At 67.6% G+C, this 20,550-nt stretch carries 18 protein-coding genes and 2 pseudogenes; 11 read left to right on the plus strand and 9 right to left on the minus strand.

Features of this window, described 5'->3' with window-relative positions:
* Positions 1–41 precede the first annotated feature (41 nt).
* Positions 42–296: pseudogene (locus tag ACQPW1_RS34370) on the plus strand (hypothetical protein); the annotation flags it as partial.
* A gap of 195 nt (positions 297–491) precedes the next feature.
* On the opposite strand, the gene hemQ reads toward ACQPW1_RS34370, so the two are convergent.
* From hemQ to hemE, 4 genes are all read right to left on the minus strand, one after another.
* Positions 492–1,187 carry a hydrogen peroxide-dependent heme synthase gene (gene hemQ / locus ACQPW1_RS34375; protein ID WP_433656268.1) on the minus strand — a complete coding sequence of 232 codons (696 nt, stop codon included), beginning with the start codon at positions 1,185–1,187 and terminating at the stop codon, positions 492–494.
* 201 nt (positions 1,188–1,388) lie between these two features.
* A complete protein-coding gene (locus tag ACQPW1_RS34380) occupies positions 1,389–2,735 on the minus strand; it encodes a protoporphyrinogen oxidase (RefSeq protein WP_433656270.1) in 1,347 nt (448 codons plus the stop codon).
* A gap of 94 nt (positions 2,736–2,829) precedes the next feature.
* On the minus strand, positions 2,830–3,336 hold the full coding sequence (locus tag ACQPW1_RS34385) for a uridine kinase family protein (RefSeq protein WP_433656271.1): 507 nt from the start codon (positions 3,334–3,336) through the stop codon (positions 2,830–2,832).
* Positions 3,337–3,362: 26 nt separating this feature from the next.
* A complete protein-coding gene (hemE, locus tag ACQPW1_RS34390; RefSeq protein WP_433656273.1) occupies positions 3,363–4,418 on the minus strand; it encodes a uroporphyrinogen decarboxylase in 1,056 nt (351 codons plus the stop codon).
* Between the two features lie 202 nt (positions 4,419–4,620).
* On the opposite strand from hemE, the gene ACQPW1_RS34395 reads away from it, so the two are divergent.
* Together ACQPW1_RS34395 and ACQPW1_RS34400 are read left to right on the plus strand one after the other, a co-directional pair.
* Entirely contained in the window at positions 4,621–5,259 is a 639-nt protein-coding gene (locus ACQPW1_RS34395) for a DUF3000 domain-containing protein (RefSeq protein ID WP_433656275.1), read from the plus strand.
* A gap of 158 nt (positions 5,260–5,417) precedes the next feature.
* Positions 5,418–6,680 (plus strand): HRDC domain-containing protein, encoded by a 1,263-nt coding sequence (locus ACQPW1_RS34400; protein WP_433656277.1) that lies wholly within the window; start codon positions 5,418–5,420, stop codon positions 6,678–6,680.
* 1 nt (position 6,681) lies between these two features.
* Here the strand turns inward: ACQPW1_RS34400 and ACQPW1_RS34405 are convergent, their stop codons facing one another.
* A complete protein-coding gene (locus ACQPW1_RS34405; RefSeq protein WP_433656278.1) occupies positions 6,682–7,101 on the minus strand; it encodes an SRPBCC family protein in 420 nt (139 codons plus the stop codon).
* Positions 7,102–7,209: 108 nt separating this feature from the next.
* Between ACQPW1_RS34405 and ACQPW1_RS34410 the strand changes: the two genes are divergently transcribed.
* Positions 7,210–7,788 carry a CGNR zinc finger domain-containing protein gene (locus ACQPW1_RS34410; RefSeq protein ID WP_433656280.1) on the plus strand — a complete coding sequence of 193 codons (579 nt, stop codon included), beginning with the start codon at positions 7,210–7,212 and terminating at the stop codon, positions 7,786–7,788.
* A gap of 48 nt (positions 7,789–7,836) precedes the next feature.
* On the opposite strand, the pseudogene ACQPW1_RS34415 reads toward ACQPW1_RS34410, so the two are convergent.
* Positions 7,837–7,980, minus strand: a pseudogene (locus ACQPW1_RS34415) (hypothetical protein); the annotation flags it as partial.
* Entirely contained in the window at positions 7,980–8,405 is a 426-nt protein-coding gene (locus ACQPW1_RS34420; RefSeq protein WP_433656282.1) for a MerR family transcriptional regulator, read from the minus strand. The pseudogene ACQPW1_RS34415 and the gene ACQPW1_RS34420, both read right to left, overlap by 1 nt.
* Between ACQPW1_RS34420 and ACQPW1_RS34425 the strand changes: the two genes are divergently transcribed.
* A complete protein-coding gene (locus tag ACQPW1_RS34425; protein ID WP_433656284.1) occupies positions 8,404–9,135 on the plus strand; it encodes a methyltransferase domain-containing protein in 732 nt (243 codons plus the stop codon). The genes ACQPW1_RS34420 and ACQPW1_RS34425 overlap by 2 nt on opposite strands.
* 356 nt (positions 9,136–9,491) lie before the next feature.
* Positions 9,492–10,148, plus strand: coding sequence for a PhzF family phenazine biosynthesis protein (locus tag ACQPW1_RS34430; RefSeq protein ID WP_433656285.1), 657 nt, complete (start codon positions 9,492–9,494; stop codon positions 10,146–10,148).
* A gap of 36 nt (positions 10,149–10,184) precedes the next feature.
* Here the strand turns inward: ACQPW1_RS34430 and dxs are convergent, their stop codons facing one another.
* On the minus strand, positions 10,185–12,113 hold the full coding sequence (dxs, locus tag ACQPW1_RS34435; RefSeq protein WP_433656287.1) for a 1-deoxy-D-xylulose-5-phosphate synthase: 1,929 nt from the start codon (positions 12,111–12,113) through the stop codon (positions 10,185–10,187).
* 167 nt (positions 12,114–12,280) lie between these two features.
* Here dxs and glsA point away from each other — a divergent pair, with 167 nt between their 5' ends.
* From glsA to ACQPW1_RS34460, 5 genes are all read left to right on the plus strand, one after another.
* Positions 12,281–14,146, plus strand: coding sequence for a glutaminase A (glsA, locus tag ACQPW1_RS34440; RefSeq protein WP_433656289.1), 1,866 nt, complete (start codon positions 12,281–12,283; stop codon positions 14,144–14,146).
* A gap of 85 nt (positions 14,147–14,231) precedes the next feature.
* On the plus strand, positions 14,232–14,912 hold the full coding sequence (locus ACQPW1_RS34445; RefSeq protein WP_433656291.1) for an SIMPL domain-containing protein: 681 nt from the start codon (positions 14,232–14,234) through the stop codon (positions 14,910–14,912).
* Between the two features lie 117 nt (positions 14,913–15,029).
* Positions 15,030–16,694: a DUF222 domain-containing protein gene (locus tag ACQPW1_RS34450; protein WP_433656293.1), complete on the plus strand. Its 1,665-nt coding sequence runs from the start codon at positions 15,030–15,032 to the stop codon at positions 16,692–16,694.
* 107 nt (positions 16,695–16,801) lie between these two features.
* The gene (locus tag ACQPW1_RS34455) at positions 16,802–17,686 is read left to right on the plus strand and encodes a lysostaphin resistance A-like protein (RefSeq protein ID WP_433656295.1); all 885 of its coding nucleotides are present in this window, start codon (positions 16,802–16,804) and stop codon (positions 17,684–17,686) included.
* 34 nt (positions 17,687–17,720) lie between these two features.
* Positions 17,721–18,524 carry an enoyl-CoA hydratase gene (locus tag ACQPW1_RS34460; protein WP_433656297.1) on the plus strand — a complete coding sequence of 268 codons (804 nt, stop codon included), beginning with the start codon at positions 17,721–17,723 and terminating at the stop codon, positions 18,522–18,524.
* Between the two features lie 15 nt (positions 18,525–18,539).
* Here the strand turns inward: ACQPW1_RS34460 and ACQPW1_RS34465 are convergent, their stop codons facing one another.
* Complete coding sequence (locus ACQPW1_RS34465; protein ID WP_433656299.1) at positions 18,540–20,537, minus strand: TRAM domain-containing protein; 1,998 nt, start codon at positions 20,535–20,537, stop codon at positions 18,540–18,542.
* Between the last annotated feature and the right edge of the window lie 13 nt (positions 20,538–20,550).

The following is a 20,550-nucleotide window of genomic DNA, read 5'->3' on the forward strand; positions in this document are numbered from 1 at the left end:
TACTCGCTCCCCTCTACTACCGTGCCGTTTTCACCAACGACCCCCTCCACCCCCGAGTGGGCGCGCGGCCTCGTTACGCACCTACTGCCGGACCGCTGATCCGTGGTGCTTGGCGTACGCGCGGGCTGCGGCTGGCGGCGACCGATCTCGCCTGGACTCGCGGCTCCGGCCCGGTGGTGCGTGGGAGCGGGGAAGCGCTGCTGATGGCTATGGCCGGACGTCCCGCTGCGCTCGTCGATCTGACCGGGCCCGGAAAACCAAGGCTCACTGACCTTCTGGCGCACCGGTCGGACTAGTGCAGGCAAGTATTCGAATGCAGCCGCGTCTCCCTGCGACTGCACCCCTCGGACAGCGCAGGGAGTAATCCGCGGTCGGCACCGGACCGAAGAGTACGTTTCGCCGCGACGACCCGCACGCCCCGAAAACCCGGGGCCCGCCGGTCGATTGCTAGCGCGCGACAACGACTACTTCGGCTATGGCTTCGATCCGTCTCAGGGCAGGGCGTTGATGAGCTTGTCGAGCTCGACGCGGGGGCCGGTGAAGAAGGGGACCTCTTCGCGGACGTGCAGGCGGGCCTCGGTGGCGCGCAGGTCGCGCATGAGGTCGACGATGCGGTGTAGTTCGGGGGCCTCGAAAGCGAGGATCCATTCGTAGTCGCCGAGGGCGAACGAGCTGACCGTGTTGGCGCGCACGTCCGGGTAGCCGCGGGCGGCCTTGCCGTGGTCGGCGAGCATCTTGCGGCGCTCTTCGTCGGGCAGCAGGTACCACTCGTAGGAGCGGACGAACGGGTACACGCAGATATAGTTGCCCGGCTCCTCGCCGGTCACGAAGGCAGGCAGGTGGCTCTTGTTGAACTCGGCGGGCCGATGCAGCGCCGCGTTGCTCCACACCGGCGCGCTGGCCCGGCCGAGCTCGGTGGTTCGCCGGAAGTCCGCGTACGCGGCCTGCAGGTCCTCGATGCGTTCGGCGTGCGTCCAGATCATGAAATCGGCGTCCGCGCGCATCCCCGCCACGTCGTAGACGCCGCGCACCACCACGTCACGATCGGCCAGCCCGTCGAAGAACGCCCGCGCCTCCTTGATCGCCGCCGCCCGATCGTCCCCGAGCACCCCCGGCTGCACCTGGAACACCGAGAACATCAGGTAGCGAATGGTCGAGTTGAGTTCCTGATAATCGAGTCGCGCCATGCCACCTATCGTGCCACTCCCCGGGTTGCCCTCGTCTCGCGGTCCGGGTCGCCGCGCACCACGCTGAGCGAGCGGCCGCAGCGGCTGATGCGGAAGTAGGCGTTTGCACGAGCGAGTCAGCTTGCGACACCAGCGATGTGGCGGGCAGCGCACTATCTGAGGCGAAACCGGCCTCGTGCCGATGGCGGCCACGAGCGCGAATCAGGTTGCGGCAGCGGCGATCTGGTGGGCGGCGGCACTACCCGAGGCGACGCAGGCGGGGACTCCGACGCCGTGGAGGTAGGCGCCTGCGAGGGCTAGGCCTTCGAGGGGGGCTACTGCTGATTCGATGGCGGCGATGCGGTCGGTGTGGCCGGGGGCGTATTGGGCCAGGCCGCCGCGCCAGCGTTGGACGACTGCGGAGAGGGGCTCGATGGGGACGCCGGTGGCGGTGGCCAGGTCCTCGGCCGCGGCGGTGATCAGGTCGGCGTCGGACCAGGACAGGGTGGAGTCGTCGCCGAATTTGCCGAATGAGGCTCGGACCAAGGCGGTTTCGCGTTGGGCCAGGTGGGTCCATTTGCGGCTGGACAGGGTGAAGGCCTTGGCGCGCAACGGTTCTCCGGTGGCGACCAGGATGCCCGAATTCTGCGGGAGCGCGGTGTCGCGCGGAAGGGCAAGGGCGACAACGACCGACGAGGACAGCTCGATCCCGGCAAGCGCCGCGGCGGCGTTCGGTGCGACGGTGCCGAGCAGCCGGGCGGTCACCGGTGCGGGCGTGGCGAGCACGACCGCGTCGACGGCACCGATCGGGTCGACGACCCAGCCGCGCGATCCGCGGGCGAGGCGAGTGGCGGGCGTCGCGGTGACGAACTTCGCACCGGATCGCGCCGCCAACGCCTCCAGCAGCACCTGATACCCGTCACGGAGCCCACCGAATACCGGGGCGTCCGACGGCGGCGGCAGCGCGACGGACACCGCATGGGTGAGGCTGGGCGCACCGTCGTCCAACGCGGCGGCCAATGTCGGCAGTGCCGCGCGCACCCCGATCGAGCGGGAACTCCCCGCGTACACCCCACCGAGCAACGGATCGACACTCCGCTCGGCAACCTGCGCCCCGAACCGGTCGGCGATCAACCGATACACGTCGACATCCGCACCGGGCTCCCAGGCCAGCGGCCGCCGCGACTCCCCCGCGATCCGCTCGACGGTCTCCGCGTCGACCAACCCCCGCATCGCCTCGGCCTCCGACGGTATCCCCATCAACGTCCGCCCCGGCAACGCATGCGCCACCCCACCCGACCACACCAGCGGCCGCAACCCCGCGGGCGTCACCAACTGCGTCTCCAGCCCCACCTCGCGCAGCAACTCCGGCACCTCGGGCCGCCGCCCGACAAACGCCTCCGCCCCGAGATCCAAAGGCTCCCCGGCGACTTCACCGGTATAGAGAATCCCACCGACCCGCTCAGCCCGATCCAACACCAGAATGTCGGCCGCGGCTCCCAGCAACATCCGCAACCTATACGCAGCAACCAGCCCGCTGATCCCACCACCGACGACTGCGATCCTCATGTCCTCGACGGTATCCCCCGCCCCCACCCCACCCGCGACCGGTCCACACCCGACACGCGCCGAGTGATCATCTGTCCAATCCTCGCAAGAGGAGTTAGGCGGTGCCGCTGACGATGATGTCTGCGTGGGCGCGGGTGTTGTCGGTGGCGAAGTGGTTGTCTTCGTCGGCCATCCACTGTTCCCACAGGGGTAATGCTGACGAGCCGTCGCGTTCGAGGCCGCGGGCCAATCGCAGGGTTCGTGGGGTGTCGACCCAGATGGACAGCGACAGGCGGGCGCGAACGGCGACGCGGGAGGAAGACACGCCTTCCAGGACCACCACGCCGCCCGGGGCGATCTCGTGCCATTCGGCCAGCGCTCGCCGATCCCAGTCGTAGCGCTGGTATCGGGCGAGCGCGCCGCGACCGAGTGGTTCGAGGACTTGGCTTTCCAGTCGCGGCCACCAGTTCAACGTGTTGTCCCACGAGGCGAAGCTGTCGGTCGGCACCACGGGGGCATCGCACTCGCGGGCGAGTTCGGCGGCGAGCGTTGACTTTCCGGCTCCGCCCGGTCCGTCGACCGCGACCAGCCTGGTCGAACCGAGCCGCGGCTCGCTCGCCATAACGCGAGCGACGATCTCCGCGAGCACTACAGTTCGTGCACCAATTCGACGAGCGCCGTCAGCACACCGGGGTCGGTATCGGGCAGCACACCGTGGCCCAGGTTGAAGATGTGTCCCTTGGCGCCCAACGTGATCGCCTCGTCGGCCTCGGCGGCGATGCGCCGCGCTTCGGTTTCGACCGCGGCCGAGCCCGCGAAGAGCACGGCGGGATCGAGGTTGCCCTGCAACGCTTTTCCGGGTCCGACGCGACGCACGGCGTCGGTGAGCGGCACCCGCCAATCGACACCGACCACATCGGCGCCCGCCTCACCCATCGCGCCGAGCAGTTCGCCGGTGCCGACACCGAAGTGGATGCGCGGCACACCCGCGTCCGCGACCTCCGCGAAAACGCGCTCGGAGTGCGGCAGCACGAACCGCCGGTAGTCGGCGAGCGAGAGCGCACCGGCCCACGAGTCGAACAGCTGCACGGCGTCGACACCGGCGGCGAGCTGGGCTTGCAGGAAAGCAATGGTGATGTCGGTGAGCGCACCGAGCAGCGCGTGCCAGGTCTGCGGGTCGGCGTACATCATCGCCTTGGTGCGCTCATGGTTCTTGCTCGGCCCGCCCTCGACCAGGTACGACGCGAGCGTGAACGGCGCACCCGCGAACCCGATCAACGGCGTCTCACCGAGCGCGTCGACCAGCAACCGCACCCCGTCCGACACCGCACCAACTTCCTCCGGCCGCAGCCGCGGCAGCGCGCGCACATCATCGACAGTGCGCACCGGCGACGCAATGACCGGCCCGACGCCGGGCACGATATCGAGATCGATCCCCGCGGCCTTCAGCGGAACGACGATGTCGGAGAACAGAATCGCCGCATCCACACCGTGCCGACGGATCGGCTGCAGCGTGATCTCGCACACCAGCTCCGGATCGAAGCAGGACTCGAGCATGCCCACGCCCTTGCGCAGCTCGCGGTACTCGGGCAACGACCGTCCGGCTTGCCGCATGAACCACACCGGACGCCGACTCGGCGTCGCCCCGGTAGCGGCGGCCAGGAACGGGGCATCGGTCAGGCGGCGGCGAGTATGAGTGCTCATCGATGACCATCGTAAAGGGCCACCATCCGGCAGCCCGCAGGCCTGCGGTGGGACCGCATCGGCAGGGTCTCCCGCGACCCTCCACGAACGCGACACGCCGAAGCACGAAACGCGGAGAAGCATGGAATGGCCCGTGGACGCCGCATCAATACAGCGGCGCGCCTCCGACTGTGCCGGGTGCACAAGGTCTACCGTCCCCTTCGTGACACCGCTCGACTTCCGCGACGGCGCCGCAGCGACCGAGGGACCCCATGGCGAGCCAGCTCAATTTCGCGCCGCGGTCGATGCGATGGGCACCGCTACCGTGCACCCTCGGATCGAGCTGGCGCCGATCCGGCCGCCGCAACGTCTGGCTCCCTACTCTTACGCACTCGGTGCCGAGGTAAAACATCCGGAATCCGGTGTCGTGCCGGTCGATTCGGAAGGCGACGCGTTCGGCAGACTGATCCTGCTGCACGATCCGGACGGTGACGATGCCTGGCATGGCACGCTGCGGCTGGTTGCCTACATCCAGGCCGACATCGATGCCGCGCTGGCCAACGATCCGCTGCTACCCGAGGTGGCATGGAGCTGGCTGGTCGACGCGCTGGAATCGCGTTCGGAACCGTTCACCGCGCTCGGCGGGACTGTGACCTCGACCAGTTCGGTCCGCTACGGCGACATCGCCGGCCCGCCGCGGGCCCACCAGCTCGAGCTGCGCGCCTCGTGGACCGCGATCACCAACGACATGCGTCCGCACGTGGAAGGTTTCTGCGAGGTACTCGCCTACGCGGCCGGACTCCCACCTGCCGGTATCACCGAGCTGCAGATGCGACCGGACCTGTCGAACGATCAGCGGTAGCCGCGCCCGTCATCGCGTGATCGCGGGGAAGACCAGCGGGCGACGCGGTGTTGAAATGAACGAAAGCATCCGTCGATTCCGCTGTTGTTCTCTCTCCCGACACACGGAAGCCCGATAGGACGACGACCGCTGCGGCACTGCACGTAAAGTTCATCAACATGTCCGTACCCGACGAATCCGAACTCACCGGCGCGCCACCCCTGCTCGCGCCGGTGGAAGGCGTGCCTCCGGTACTGGACACCGCCGCTGAAATCATCGCGGCCGCTGCTCGTCTCGCCGCGGGCACCGGCCCGCTCGCCGTCGACGCCGAACGTGCCTCGGGTTTCCGGTATTCGGCGCGCGCCTACCTGATTCAGCTCCGCCGCAAGGGCTCGGGTTCGTTCCTCATCGATCCGATTCCGGTTACCGACGACCTTGTACCGCTGGCCGACGCGATCAACGACCTCGAATGGGTATTGCATTCGGCGGACCAGGATCTGCCGGGTCTGGCCGAACTCGGCCTGCGGCCCAAGCGTCTGTTCGATACCGAATTGGGCGGTCGGCTGGCCGGTTTCGAGCGCGTCGGGCTGGCCGCGATGGTCGAGAATCTGCTCGGGCACGCGCTACGCAAGGGGCACGGCGCGGCCGACTGGTCGACCAGGCCGCTGCCCGACGAATGGCTCAATTACGCGGCGTTGGATGTCGAACTGCTGCTGGAGTTGCGTGACGCGGTCGCCGCCGACCTCGAGGCGCAGGGCAAAACCGATTGGGCGGCACAGGAATTCGAACACGTCAGGACCGCTGAGCCGCCGGCACCGAAGGCGGACCGGTGGCGACGCACCTCGGGCATCCACAACCTACGCCGGACCAGGCAGCTGGCCGTGGTCCGCGAACTGTGGACCACGCGGGACTCGCTGGCTCGCGCCCGTGATGTGGCGCCCGCGCGGATCCTGCCGGACGCCGCGATCATCGCGGCCGTGACCGCCGACCCGAAGACCATCGCACAATTGCGTGCATTGCCGGTTTTCGGCGGACCACGGCAGCGGCGCTATTCCCGGGAGTGGCTGGCCGCCGTCGATCGCGGCCGGACCCTGCCGGACACCGACCTGCCCCCGCTGACGCAGCCGTTCGACGGCCCGCCCCCGGTGAACCGCTGGGAACGCCGCGACCCGGCCGCCGCCGCCCGGTTGACCCGCGCGCGCACCGCGATGGGTGAGCTGTCCACCGAGCATTCGATCCCGGTCGAGAACCTGCTCTCGCCCGACCTGGTCCGTCGCCTGTGCTGGGACGGACTGCCCGATTACGACCGTATCCCCGACTCCCCCGACGACCTGGCCGCCGCCATCGACGGCTTCCTCAAGTCGGGCGGTGCCAGGCCCTGGCAGCGCGAGCTGGCCGTGCCGCACCTCACCGTGGCGCTGACCCCGAAGCCCGCCGAGTAGCTCAGGACGGGCTCGCCGCCACACCTTCCTGGGACTGCTTGAAGCTGCGCAATCCCTCATCCATCCCGGCGCTGAAGGCTTCCGCGACTTCCGCGGGCAGTACGTCGTGGATCCAGACGAAACGGCTGTGCCCGTCGCCGTGCGGGAAGACCTGCATGGTGGCGTTGTTGTGTTCCGGCGTCACGCTGCCGCCGATGATCGAGTAGACGAAGCGGCGGTCGTCGTCATCGATCGTGACGAGCCGTTCGCGCAGGTTCGATCCGTTGGCGAAATCGACCACGCGAGTGTCCGGGCCGACGAGTTTGCTGTCGACGGCGTAACCGGGTGCCATGCGGACCGGGCCCGCGGCGAAATCACGGATGATCGCCCAGATGTTCTCGACGGGGACCTCGATGATGAGCTCTTTCTTGACCGATGCCATCAGGAGACTCCTTGCACGGGTGGGATTCCAGTTGTCTTCGACTAACTGACGTGGGCTGAACGATAGTTAGCTAACTATCCATCGTCAATAGGTAGTTAAGATGGCGTTGTGTCAGGTGAGATCGGAACTATGGGCGGGCCCGCGGTGCTGCAGCGGATCGTTGACTTCGTCAACACGCGTCGCGCGGATGGCGATGGGCTCAGCACGCCCGAGCAGTTGACGAGTTGGTTGCACACGCACGACCTGCTCCCGATCTGTGCGCAAGCCGATGCCGACGATCGGGAGCGCGCCGTCTGGCTGCGTGAAGGTCTGCGGGCGTTGCTCGCCGAGAACAATGCCGAACCTGTCACCAGCCCACGTCCGGATGGTCTCGACCCCACGGCGCGAACAGAACTCGCGACGCTGACCGCCGCGCTGCCACTACGCCTCGAGGTGACGGGCGGGCCGCCGCGGCTGGTCCCGCAGTCCCGCGAGGCGGTCGATTACGCACTCGCCACGCTGCTCGCCGATGTCGCGACTGCTGTCGCCGCGGGCACCTGGCCACGCCTCAAAGCCTGCCGAGAACCGAGCTGTCGCTGGGCTTTCTACGACCACTCCCGCAATCACGGTCGCACCTGGTGCTCGATGAATGTGTGCGGCAATCGCGTCAAAGTTCGTGCCTCGCAACGGCGACGGACTGTGCGCTAGTCGAAGACATTCTGCGGACGGCCACAGCCACGCGAACATTCGGTCGGCGCCGAAGGAGACCTGGCTCTTGGTGACCGCGGTGGTGATCGCGCCGAGCGCTTCGATCCGCGGCGCCAGACTGCGGAACAGGCGCAGCGCGTCCGGGCGATCGGCGAACAGATTCTCGACCGTGTGCTCGTCCATCCTTCGCATTATCGCCGAAGCAGGCGCTCCGCCACGGCCGCTTGAAAGTGTGGGCAGGTAGTGAAATCGGCGTGCTCGCAAGCCATGGCGTGCTCGATCATCTCCAGCGATGCCTGCGCGGTGGCGATCCGCGCCCGCAGTTCGTCCCGCTGCCGACTGAGCACCACCGAGCGGTTAGAGGTCGTGAGCATCGTATGGATGTCGTCGAGAGTGAACCCGGCCTCCTTGGCACGCAGGATCACCGCCACCCGAAAGACGTCATCCTCGCCATACCGCCGCCGCTCGGCCGAATCCCGTTCCGGAATAAGCAGACCCACGGACTCCCAATGCCGCAAGACGTGCGTGCCCAGGCCGAACCGAGCCGCCACAGCCCCGATACTGCACACCGCATCGCTTGACTTCATGTCAACATTAAGTCGCACGATGACCACCATGTCCACCTTGATCCAACGCCTCGACGCCATCGACGCCGCACCAGGCGCCGCCGACCTCCGCACCCATTCCTACGACCTGTTGCATGCAGATCCCACCGCCGTGGTGGTGGATGTCGGCTGCGGGTCGGGCCGCGCGGTCAGCGAACTGGCCGGTCGGGGTGCTGTCGCGATCGGCGTTGATCCGAGCGAGCAGATGATCGATGTTGCGCGAAGACGCTGGCCCGCACTGGACTTCCGCCTCGGCAGCGCGGAAGCCCTTCCGCTGGCGGATGAATCGGTGTCCGGCTTCCGCGCCGACAAGGTATTCCATGAAATCGCCGACCCGGTGGAGGCATTGAACGAGGCTCGACGAGTCCTCATCCCGGGCGGACGCATCGTGCTCCTCGGCCAGGACTGGGACGCCATCATCATCGACTCCGACGACCCGGAAACCACCCGCACTGTCGTACACGCCCGAGCCGATACGATCACCAGCCCTCGCTCCGCCCGCGGATACCGGAACCTGCTCCTGGCCAGCGGTTTCCACGATGTAACCGTGGAAGCACGCACACCGATCTTCACCGACGAACTCATGCTACCGATGCTGACGGGCCTCGCCGCAGCAGCAGTCGCCACCAACAACCTGAACCAAGAACGCGCCGACCGCTGGCTGACGGAACAGACCACCCGCGCCCGATCGGGCCGCCTCCTCGTGGCCGTACCGCTATTCATCGCGGCGGCTCAGACCTGAATCCACGTTCAGTGGCACACCATGGCGGACCCTTCTCGCGTTTTGCCGCCACCATGTGCCACTGAATGTGGATTCGTCGGGTTTCGGCGGACCGGCCGAATTCCGGGCCATCGCCGGTTACATGCCGACGACGGCGCGGTAATCGCCTGGAGTCTCTCGCTCCAATCGGCTGGATTGCGAACGCTCCGAAGCCTGGTTGCACGAGTGCGAGATCCGATACCGCGATTGCCGTGCGGCATCGAATAGCACTGGCCGCCAACGGGGCATGGCGGCGGCCGTTCCGCGTTATTCCACCACCATGTCCCATTGATCACGTCCGATCTCAGCAGGTGCGCCCGAAGTGGTTGACTGCGTGGGTGACTGAGTACGACGTGTTGCGCGTCTTCTGTGGGGCCGATGGCCGACATGGCAACCACCTCGGCGTGGTCCGCGACGGAGCAGCCATTCCAGCGGAAGCCGAACGCCAAGCCTTCGCCAGGAAGCTGGGTTTCAGCGAGACCGTGTTCATCGATGACCCCGAGCGAGGCGTCATCGACATCTACACGCCGACACTTCGGCTGCCCTTCGCCGGTCACCCGTGCGTTGGCTCGGCATGGCTACTCGACGTGCCCACCCTCGTCACGCAAGCAGGAGTCGTAGGCACCCGCTCCGACGGCGAGTTCACCTGGATTGCGGCGCAAGCCGATTGGGCACCGCCACGCACCCTGCGCCAGTACGACTCCGCGGCAGAGGTAGACGCACTGCCGATACCGGAACCAGGCGACTGGATCTACGCCTGGGCCTGGCAGGACGAAACGGCGGGCCAAATCCGGGCCCGCGCCTTCCCTGGCCGCGGCGACGGCATCGACGAGGACGAGGCAACCGGCGCGGCAGCCCTACTCCTCACCGCCAGCCTCGCCCGCCCCCTGCACATCTCGCAGGGACGCGGCTCGCGGATCGTGACCGCCCCACAGCCGAACGGCCAGATCGAGGTGGGTGGCCGCGTAAGACTGGAGACGAAACCCGAGTACTAGTTCACACCCAGCCGCGTACCGGGATTCGGCTCTAACTCACCGTGCGGCGAGCCACCCACCGATCCGTCGAGTGATGTCCGGTGCGGTCAACCCGAGCTCCGCGTGCACCGCACCACGTGACGCGTGATCCAGGAACTGCTGTGGCACACCGAGATCGCGGGTCGGGATGTCCAATCCGGAGTTACGCAACCGAGCCGATACGGTCGAGCCGATGCCGCCGTGTAGCCCACCGTCTTCCAAAGTGACTACGAGCCGGTAGTTCTCGGCGAGCTTGACCAGGGTGTCGGAGATCGGGAGTACCCAGCGCGGATCGATCACGGTGACCGAAACCCCTTCGGCCTCCAGCAGATCCGCGGTCTGCATGGCAACCTCGGCGAACGAGCCGACGGCTACCAGCAGGACGTCGCCGCGTACCGCCTGGACCGATCCGCCGCCGTCCAGCGCGAGATCGTCGTTGGTGCGATCGCCTGCGGCGAGGCGGAGCACATCCACCCCGTCGAGTCGCTCGACCGCCGAAATATCGTCGGCGACACTGCCTTTGGGGAACCTGATCGCGGTGGGTCCGTCGTTGACGGCGAGCGCCTCCGCCAGTTCCTCGCGCAAAGTTGTCGCGTCACGCGGCGCGGCCACCCGGATCCCCGGAATGATGCCGAGCACGGAGAGGTCCCACATGCCGTTGTGGCTGGCACCGTCGGGTCCGGTGATGCCGGAGCGATCCAGCACCACGGTCACCGGCTGCTTCAACAGCGCGACGTCCATGAGCAGCTGATCGAACGCACGGTTCAGGAACGTCGAGTAGATCGCGACAACAGGGTGCATGCCTCCGAGCGCGAGCCCGGCCGCCGACGCCATCGCATGCTGCTCCGCGATGCCGACATCGAACATCCGCTCCGGAAACCGCTCCCCGAACGCCGCGAGCCCGGTCGGCCCCGGCATGGCCGCGGTGATCGCGACGATGTCGTCCCGCCGTTCGGCGTGCGCGATGAGCTCCTGCGAGAACACCGCCGTCCAGCCGAGCGCCTTCGGCCCGCCAACGGGAACGCCGGTGAGCGGATCGATGGGATCGCAGGCGTGCATCTGGTCGGCGATGTGGTTCTCGGCCGGCGCGTACCCGTGCCCCTTCTGCGTCACCGCGTGCACCACGACCGGTCCGCCGAAGTCCTTGGCCCGGCGCAGCGCCGATTCCAGCGCGACGATGTCGTGGCCGTCGACCGGACCGACGTACTTCATCCCGAGGTCGCTGAACAGCTCCTGCGGGCTCACCGCGTCCTTTATCCCGGCCTTCACCGCGTGCATCATCGAGTACGCGGACTCGCCGACCCGCGGGATGCTCTTCAGGATCCGCTTCCCTGCGTCGAGCGCGTGCTCGTAGGCGGGCTGGGTGCGCAGCGCGGTCAACCGGTCGGCCAGGCCGCCGATGGTCGGCGCGTAGGAGCGACCGTTGTCGTTGACGACGATCACCACCGGCCGGTCCGGCGCGCCCGCGATGTTGTTGAGCGCCTCCCAGCACATGCCGCCGGTGAGGGCGCCGTCGCCGACCACCGCGACCACATGCCGGTCCTGGCCGGTCAGCGCGAACGCCTTGGCCAGGCCGTCGGCGTAGGACAGCGACGCGGAGGCGTGCGAGGACTCCACCCAGTCGTGCGCGCTCTCGGCGCGACTCGGGTAGCCGGACAGGCCGCCTTGCTTGCGCAGCGTGTCGAACTCGCCCTTGCGACCGGTCAGGATCTTGTGCACGTAGGCCTGGTGGCCGGTGTCGAAGATCAACGGGTCGGCCGGCGAATCGAAGATCCGGTGTAGCGCGATGGTCAGCTCGACCACGCCTAGGTTCGGGCCGAGGTGCCCGCCGGTCGCAGCAACCTTTTGCACGAGGAAATCGCGGATCTCGTCCGCCAGCTCACGCAATTGCGGTGCGGTGAGCGGACGAAGATCTTCGGGCGTGTCGACCCGGGAAAGCACTCCCACCTGAACTCGCTCCCTCCGGATAGCGCTTCTGATCCGATCAGTCTACGGAGCGGCGGGCAGTGCCTTCGAACGAGAACCCAACTGCCACACCTGGCAACGACCACCACCTGCCGACATCAGGCCGAAATGTGAGCCTCGGCATACCGTACTCGGCCTACAGTGATCGTGTGGCCCAGCCCGAAGAGGCGATCCAGCGGACAATCGATCCGGGCGTAGTGTCCAGGATCGTCAACGACGTTTATCAGCTGTGCCGACCCGACGATTCCGGTACACTGGCCGACTACATTCCGGAACTCGCTGCGGCGCAGCCGGATTCGTTCGCGTTGTGCCTGGCCACCGCCGACGGGCGGGTCTACGGCACCGGCGATCTGGACACCGCATTCACCATCCAGTCGATCTCCAAACCGTTCACCTACGCACTCGCGCTCGCCGATCGCGGCACCGAGTTCGTGGACGAACGCATCGATGTGGAGCCCTCCGGGGAGGCGTTCAACGAGATCAGTTTGGATCCGGTGACCGAGCGGCCGCGCAATCCGATGATCAACGCGGGCGCGATCACCGCCGCCTCGCTGATCACCGGCTCGGATGCGATCGAGCGATTCGAGCGCATCCGCCGCTGCTATTCACGCTTCGCCGGGCGCGAACTGAGCATGAACGAGTCGGTGTACGCGTCCGAGGCGCGCACCGGTTTCCGCAATCGCGCGATCGGATACATGCTGCGCTCGTTCGGCATCATCGACTCCGATCCGGACGAGGCGGTGGACCGCTACTTCCGGCAGTGCTCGCTCGACGTGACCTGCCGCGACCTCGCGCAGATGGCGGCGACACTGGCCAACAACGGACGCAACCCGGTGACCGGGGAGCGCGCGCTGTCGACGGCATTGACCGAGCGGGTGCTCAGCGTGATGACCACCTGCGGCATGTACAACGCGGCGGGCGACTGGGTGACCAGCGTCGGGCTGCCCGCGAAGAGCGGGGTCGGCGGCGGCATCGTCGCGGTGCTGCCCGGGCAGATCGGCATCGCGGTCTACTCCCCTCGGCTCGACAAGCACGGCAACAGCGTGCGCGGCGTCGCGGCCTGCCGGGAGCTGTCGCAGCGGCTGGAGCTGCACTTTCTGCACGTCACGCGGGCGGCACGGGCGGCGATCCGGGCCGGATACTCGGTGGCCGAGGTGCCGTCGCGGCTGCGCAGGACGACCGACGAGATCGCCGTGCTCGCCGAACACGGGCATCGGGCGCGGGTCTACGAGTTGCACGGCGATCTGTTGTTCGCGGGCGCGGAGAGCGCGGTGCGGACCATCGAGGCGCAGGCGGGCGAGCTGGAGGCGCTCGTGGTGGATCTGCGCCGAGTCGGTGAGGTGAGCGCGATCGCGGTGCGGATGATCGACGATCTGCAGACCGAGCTCGCGGCGGTCGGCGTGCGGGTGGCGCTGGTCGATCCCGATGCCAAGCTCGGGCACATGGCGTCCAGCCTGGATCCGGACGATCCGCACGGGCGGGTCTTCATCGACCGCGACACCGCGACCGAATGGTGTGAGGACATCGTGCTCGCGCAGCACCGGCCCGATGACGAGCCGGTGTGCACGTCGATCTCGATCGAGGATCATCCGGCGCTCGCCGCGCTCGAGGCCGATGATCGGGTGCAGTTGGCCAAGGAGTTCGAGGGGCACACTTTCGCGCGCGGTGAGGTGATCGCGCGGCGCGGGAGTGCGCGGTCCGGGTTGTATCTGATCCTGGAGGGGCGGGTGCGAATCACCTTCGTGGGCAGTGATGATCGGACGCATCGGCTGGTGAGTTTGTCGTCGGGGATGTCGTTCGGGGAGATTCCGATGCTGGTGGGGACGCCGTTCGTGAACGAGGCGCGGGCGGAGAGCGGGGTGCGGGTCGCGGTGTTGAATCCGGCTCGGTTCGATCAGCTCGCTTCGCGGGCGCCGCAGTTGAAGTTGGCGTTGCTCGAGCGGTTGGCGGCGGGGGCTTATGCGCAGATGGATGCGGCGGTGCGGGCGATTGCGGTGCGTGGGGGTGACTATTGAACTTCGGCCCGCGGGGACGATTGCGCGGTTTCCGCCGTTGACCACTTGAAGCGAGACTCACCGTCGAACGATTGAGGAGTATGCCGTGAGCGAGAAGTCCGAGTCCGCTGGGGCGGGCACCGTCACGATTTTCGGTAGCGGCACCGCGCGCGCTACGCCCGATCTGATGCGCGTCACGATTTCCGTCGAATGTCGGGCCAGCAAGGTCGCGACTGCGTACAGCAAGGCCGGTGAGCGGGTCGCGGGTGTCACCCGTTCGCTGCGCTCCGATGGTGTCGAGGGCAAGGACATCGCGACCAGCGGATTGTCTGTGCACACCGAGACCGTGTGGACCGAGGGTCAGGGCAACCGCATCACCGGGTATCTCGCGAGCACGTCGCTGACCATCGCACTGCGCAACCTCGGTGATGATGCCGATCCGGGTCCGGCGACGATCATCGCCAACGCTGTCGATGCGGGTGGCGATGATGTTCGGCTCGGTGGGCTGAATCTTACGTTCGCCGACCAGGAATCGCTGCTCGTCCAAGCGCGGGACGCGGCGTGGGAGAACGCGGTGGCCAAGGCGGAGCAGTTCGCGGCGCGTGCGGGTCGGGCGCTCGGCTCAGTGCTCGAGATCACCGAGAACACTGCCTCCGCACCGCCTTCCATTCCGCGTGTGAAGGCGATGTCGATCGCGATGGATGCATACGGTGCCGCGCCGGTTCCGGTGGAGCTCGGCGAGAGTGAGATCTCGGCGGGGATTCGCGTTACCTGGCAACTGGATTAATCCAGCCGGACTAAGCTACCGCTGGTATCGGGTAATCAATTGCCGTAGTGGGACTTTCGCGTGTCGGTCGATAGATCGCGCTGGCGTGTCGCTCTTCTGTTCGAATACAATTCGGGTATGAGCAAACAGCGGGTGGAGTGGTCCACCGATGAGGAGATGGTCCCGCAATTGCGGGACGCTCATCGCGCTGCCGCCATTGCTCAGTCACGTGAAATCGAGTTGCTTGTCGCGCTGTATCGACAGCGTCGTGCGCGGGAAATGGAATTCGGAGTCAACGCAGCCTACGCCGGGCAGAGCGCCGCCACCGAGGCAGCGATGATGTTGCGGATATCGCAACGGCAGGCCGACACCCTGATCGACCTCGGGCTCGCGTTGGAGTTCCAATTCCCCTGCACCCGTGCGGCATTCACCGAAGGCCGCATCGACCTGCCGCGCGCCCGGGTGATCTTCGACGTACTGCGCGCGGCCGACCGCGAGGTGATCGACCGGCTCGAACAACGCATTGTCCGATACGCGGAAACGGCCGACCCGAATCGAGTGCGACGTACCTTGCGCCGCTGGTTGCTGGAAGAAGATCCGGCCGGACAAACAGCGCGCCGAGAAAGCGCCGAAGCCGACCGATACGTTCAAATCAAGAATGCCGGAGACGGAACAAGTTTTCTCGAAGGTGTGCTGCCCGCAGCAGGCGGGCAAACCCTTTATGCCCGACTCCGCGAAATGGCGACCACCGAATGCTGCGCCCGCGACCCACGCACGGTGCACCAACGCCGCGCCGACGCGCTCGTCGCCCTCGCGGACGGCACCGGCCACCTGATCTGCGGCTGCGGCCAGCCCGACTGCCGCGCCGCCGGATCCACCGAGGAATACCGAAAGTCCGCCCGCAAGGCCCTCATCCAGGTCGGCGTTTCCGCGGACACCCTCGCGGGGCTCGCCGACAACCCAGCCTTCCTCGCCGGATACGGCGCCATCGACCCAACCCTGGCCCGCCAGCTCGCCCGCCACGCCCAATTCGTGGTCATCCCGGATGCCGAAACCGCGCTCGCGTCCGATACCGACCAGGTCGGCGGAATCGACTCGGCGGCAACAACTACGAACTCCGGGTCCGCACGCCACGACCTCGAAGCGCCCATGACCGAACCCCATTCGGCAGACGATGCGGAACTGCGGTACCGGCCGTCGGCCGCGCTCGCGGCCCGGGTCCGCGCGATCGACGGGACCTGCCGGGCGCCCGGATGCGGAGTCCCCGCTGCCGCAGCCGATCTCGACCACCAGCGGCCGTTCGACCATCGAAACCCGGCGCAGGGCGGGCGCACCAGCGGAGACAATCTCGGTGGGTTGTGCCGACGCCATCATCGGCTGAAGACTCTCGCCGATAACGGGCGGAACGGGTGGACCGTTGTCCATCACGCCGGTCGTCTGGTCGAATGGTGTACGCCCGGTGGGGAAATCGTGACGACCGAGCCGGAGGGCGCGGGATATCTGTTCCCGGAGCGGGCAATACCGCCCAGCTCCCCGCGCGAAGCCGAAAACGCCACCGCCGGTGGCGCGCTCGGAGCTGCTCGCAAGCCGTACGAACTGCGGTCCGTGATCGATACGCTCACAGATCCCGACCCGATGGCGGTTCATCTCGGTGAACTCATCGCCCTCCAGCAGTCCGGCCCGCTCCGGCTTACCGTCCGGCACGTCTCCGGCTCGGACATCGGACAGCCTGCCTACCAACCGTTGCTCGTGTCGGCTGGCCTGCGCAACAGATCGTCTGGCGACGAGCCACCGCCGTTCTGACCCGGCGGCAAGGCCCTACCAGCGAAGAACTTTCGACATCGATGGAACCGGACGGACGTCCACCGCGTCCGAGTAGGTATAGCAGCACTCCGTCCTAAGGATGTCGGATGATCGCTCGGCGCAACGATTTCATTCTGTTCCTGCTCGTCGCGGTCGGTGCGGCCTGGGTGCTCGCATCCGGGCCCTGGCTCGATGGTGAAGGTCTGCGGTCCGGGCTGTGGTTGCACACGGGTGCCGCGCTGATGATGCTCGCCCCGGCGCTCGGTGTGTTGGCGGTGTGGCGATACCGGCGACTATCCTGGGCTGCGCTGTTGGCGCAGAACGGGTTACGGCTCGGCGCCCGACCTCGGCGGACAGCGTGGCTGATCGTGATCGCCTGGTTCGCGGCACCGCTGTTCTTGTGGCTGGCCTTCGCCCTGAGCGTGGTGTTCGACGTGTACATCTTCGAATTCCCGAGCCCCTCGATCGTGGCGGCCGTCGTCCTCGACGCGGTCACCGTCGCCACCCTCGGTACCCTGCCGTTCGCGCTCGGCGAGGAACTCGGCTGGCGCGGCTGGCTGATGCCGCAGCTCACCGGCCGCCTCGGCATCACCGCCGGAATCGTTGCCACCGGCGTGATCTGGGCGCTATGGCACGCGCCGCTCACCCTGCTCGGCTACAACTATCCGAACCTCGGCGCCTGGGCCGCCGTCGCGTTCATCGGATTCTGCGTACCGTTCGGCGCCATCCTCGGCTGGCTACGGATGTACACCGGCAGCATCTGGCCGTGCGCCGTCGCCCACGCCGCATTCAACGGCAGCGCAATGCTGTTCGGCCTATTCAACTCCACCGAACACGAGGCGAACCCACTACTCGCCGGGTACGGATTCGTCGGCTGGGGTGTACTCATCATCATCGCGGCAGTCCTGTTCACCTGGTTCCCCGTCCGCCCGGCAACCGCTAAAGCAGAATCCTTTGCGGCACCGGCGAACTCCTGGCCATCGTTCGGCTAATGCACCGCATCCCTTGCGGCAAGGGTGATCTCACGTGTCGTTCGTGCTCGTTGATACACCGCGACCGCATATTGCTCTGGTCACGCTGAATCGGCCCGATCGGATGAACGCGATGGCGTTCGATGTGATGATTCCGCTGCGCGAGGCGTTGGAAGAAGTCAGCGCCGACAACGATATCCGGGTTGTCGTGCTTACCGGGGCGGGGCAGGGGTTTTGCTCCGGTGCCGATCTGCAGAGTGCGGGGAAGGTGCCCAATGTCGAGGGGCTGACCGTGACCAGCATTGCGCGGCGGTCGATGGATCTGCTCAACGATGTGATGATCACGCTGCGGCGGATGAATCAGCCGGTGATCGGCGCGATCAACGGCGCTGCTATCGGTGGCGGATTCTGTCTGAGTGTCTGCACCGACATGCGAATCGCGGCCGAGGAAGCCTACTTTCGCGCGGCAGGCATCAACAATGGCCTCACCTCCACCGAGCTCGGCATCAGCTACTTGCTACCGCGCGCCATCGGCTCCTCCCGCGCGTTCGAGATCATGCTGTCCGGCCGCGACGTCGACGCCGCCGAAGCCGAACGCATCGGCCTCGTCTCCCGCACCGTGCCCGCCGCCAAACTCCTCGAAACCTGCTACGACGTGGCCGACCGCATCATCAGCTTCAGCCGCGTCGGCACCGAACTCACCAAACGCATGCTGTGGAGCGGGATGGAAGCAGGCAGCTTCGAATCCCACATGCAGCACGAGGGAATGGCCCAACTCTACGTCCGCCTGACCACCGACAACTTCGACGAAGCCATCCGCGCCCGCCGCGACCGCCGGCCCCCGGTATACGGCGACTGACCCGACGCTGTTGCGTCACTCCTGGGCTGAACGCTCCAGCAGGGCTATGCATTCGACGTGGTGGGTGCCGGGGAAGGCGTCGAAGGCGCGGAGGTCGGTGAGGTGGTAGCCGGCGGATTGGTAGAGGCCAAGGTCCCGGGCGAAAGCGGCTGGGTCGCAGCCGATGTGGATGATGCGGAGGGGGCCGGTTGTGGTGATGGCGGCGACGACTTCTTTGCCTGCGCCTGCGCGGGGTGGATCGAGGACGATGGTGTCGGGGGCTGCGCCGCCGACTCGTTCGGCGACCCAGCGTTCTACCCGTTGGGCGTGCAGGTCGAGCCACGGCAGGTCGCGGAGGGCCGCGGTGCCGTCGGCGACTGCTGAGCGGGCGGACTCCACCGCGAGGACCGCGCCGGTCTGGCCGACCTGGTCGGCGAGGCGGGAGGCGAAAACGCCTGCGCCGCTGTACAGATCCCAGGCCAGGCCGCCGGGGTGCAGGCCGGACCATTCTGCTACCAGGTCCGAATAGCATTGCGCGGCACCGTGATGTGCTTGCCAGAAGCCGGTCGCTGAGACCTCCCACCGGCGGCCCGCGACGTACTCGACCGCGCGCCCGGTTCCCGAGATCACCCACTCGTCGCGCGCGGCATGGGTGGCCGCGCGCCGAGCAGACGCATTGCGCCGCTCACCGGCCTGCGGTGCCTCGAGCCGACCGTCGGCGTCGTAGCGTGCCGCGGCGCGCTCATCAGCACCTTGCGACCCATCGCGACCGCGCGAGCCACCTCGTGCATCGCCCCCGCGCTGGCCGCCACCAGACTCATTGGCGCTACGACGATCGCCACTATGCTCATCAAAGCCGGGCAACCCGTCACGACGACCCGATCCGGCCCGGTCACCACTGCGATCGGCATCCTGCCGACCTCGATGCTCATCAGTACCGCGCAGCCCGTCTCGCGCACGGTCAGCACTGCCGAGCCGATCGAGGCCATCGTGTCGGTCGCTGTCACGCTCCACCGCGCGCCGACGACCGCCGTCCGTCTCATCGGGGCCGCGATCGTCGTTCTGCTCTGAACCGCGCCGCGCAGTGCCCCCGCGCCAGACCCCACCGATCTCGCCGGGACGGCGGCGGTGGGTGCGCTCGGTGATACCGGGTGCGTCTTCTCCGCGCAGGTCACTGACAGGTTTGCCGGTCGGGCGGCGACGGTTGTCGCGTTCGATTCCGCTGCGCCCGGCCCGGTCGTCAGGTCCGCGCACACCCTGGTCGTCGGCTCGGGACTTCCGCCCGCGCTCGTCCTCGGCACCGGCACGGCGGCGATCGGCACGGCCGCGGCGATCACGGCCGCGCTGATCTCCGCGACGCTCACCGGTCGCGCTCGGCTCGGCTTGCTGCCACTCACTACCGCGTGACTTCGAGCGCCCCTTCTCGACGGCGGGGGCCAGTTCGATGATGTGGCGCACACCGTCGCCGTCGACGGCGATCACCAAATCCGCTCCGGGCGTCCACAATCGATCCGCCACGCCGTCGAGCGCACCCGAAACGGGTTGGGGGCAGCGCAGATCCGTGATCACCTCGGTGCTGCGGTAGCCGTGTACGCCCGCTCGCCCTTCGGCGTCGACGGCCAGTCGGATCCGGGTGCGCCAGCCGCCGGTGGTGTCGCCCGCGCCGGTGATCGGTTCAACGACGATCTCGCGTTCGATCCCCGCGAGCCTGCGCAGTTGTTCGGCGACCACCGAAGCCTTCAGTGCCCGTTGCGCTTTCGGAGTGGCGTAGGAGAAGTCGCAGCAGCCAGCACCGCCGGGGCCGGAGACCGGACAGGTCGCGGGGACGCGGTCCGGGGACGGCTCGAGGATCTCCACCGCGTCGGCGCGGCAGAACGACCCGCCGCGATCCTCGGTGACCCGCACTCGCACCAGTTCCCCCGGCAACCCGTGCCGGACGAACACCACGCGTCCCTCGTGCCGACCGACACAGAACCCCCCGTGTCCGGGCGGCCCGAGGCGCACCTCGAAAGTCGTGTCGCGCCAATCACTCACGCCCGCACCTCGC

Origin of the sequence: Nocardia sp. CA-128927, assembly GCF_050955855.1 — a bacterium.
Lineage (GTDB): Bacteria > Actinomycetota > Actinomycetes > Mycobacteriales > Mycobacteriaceae > Nocardia.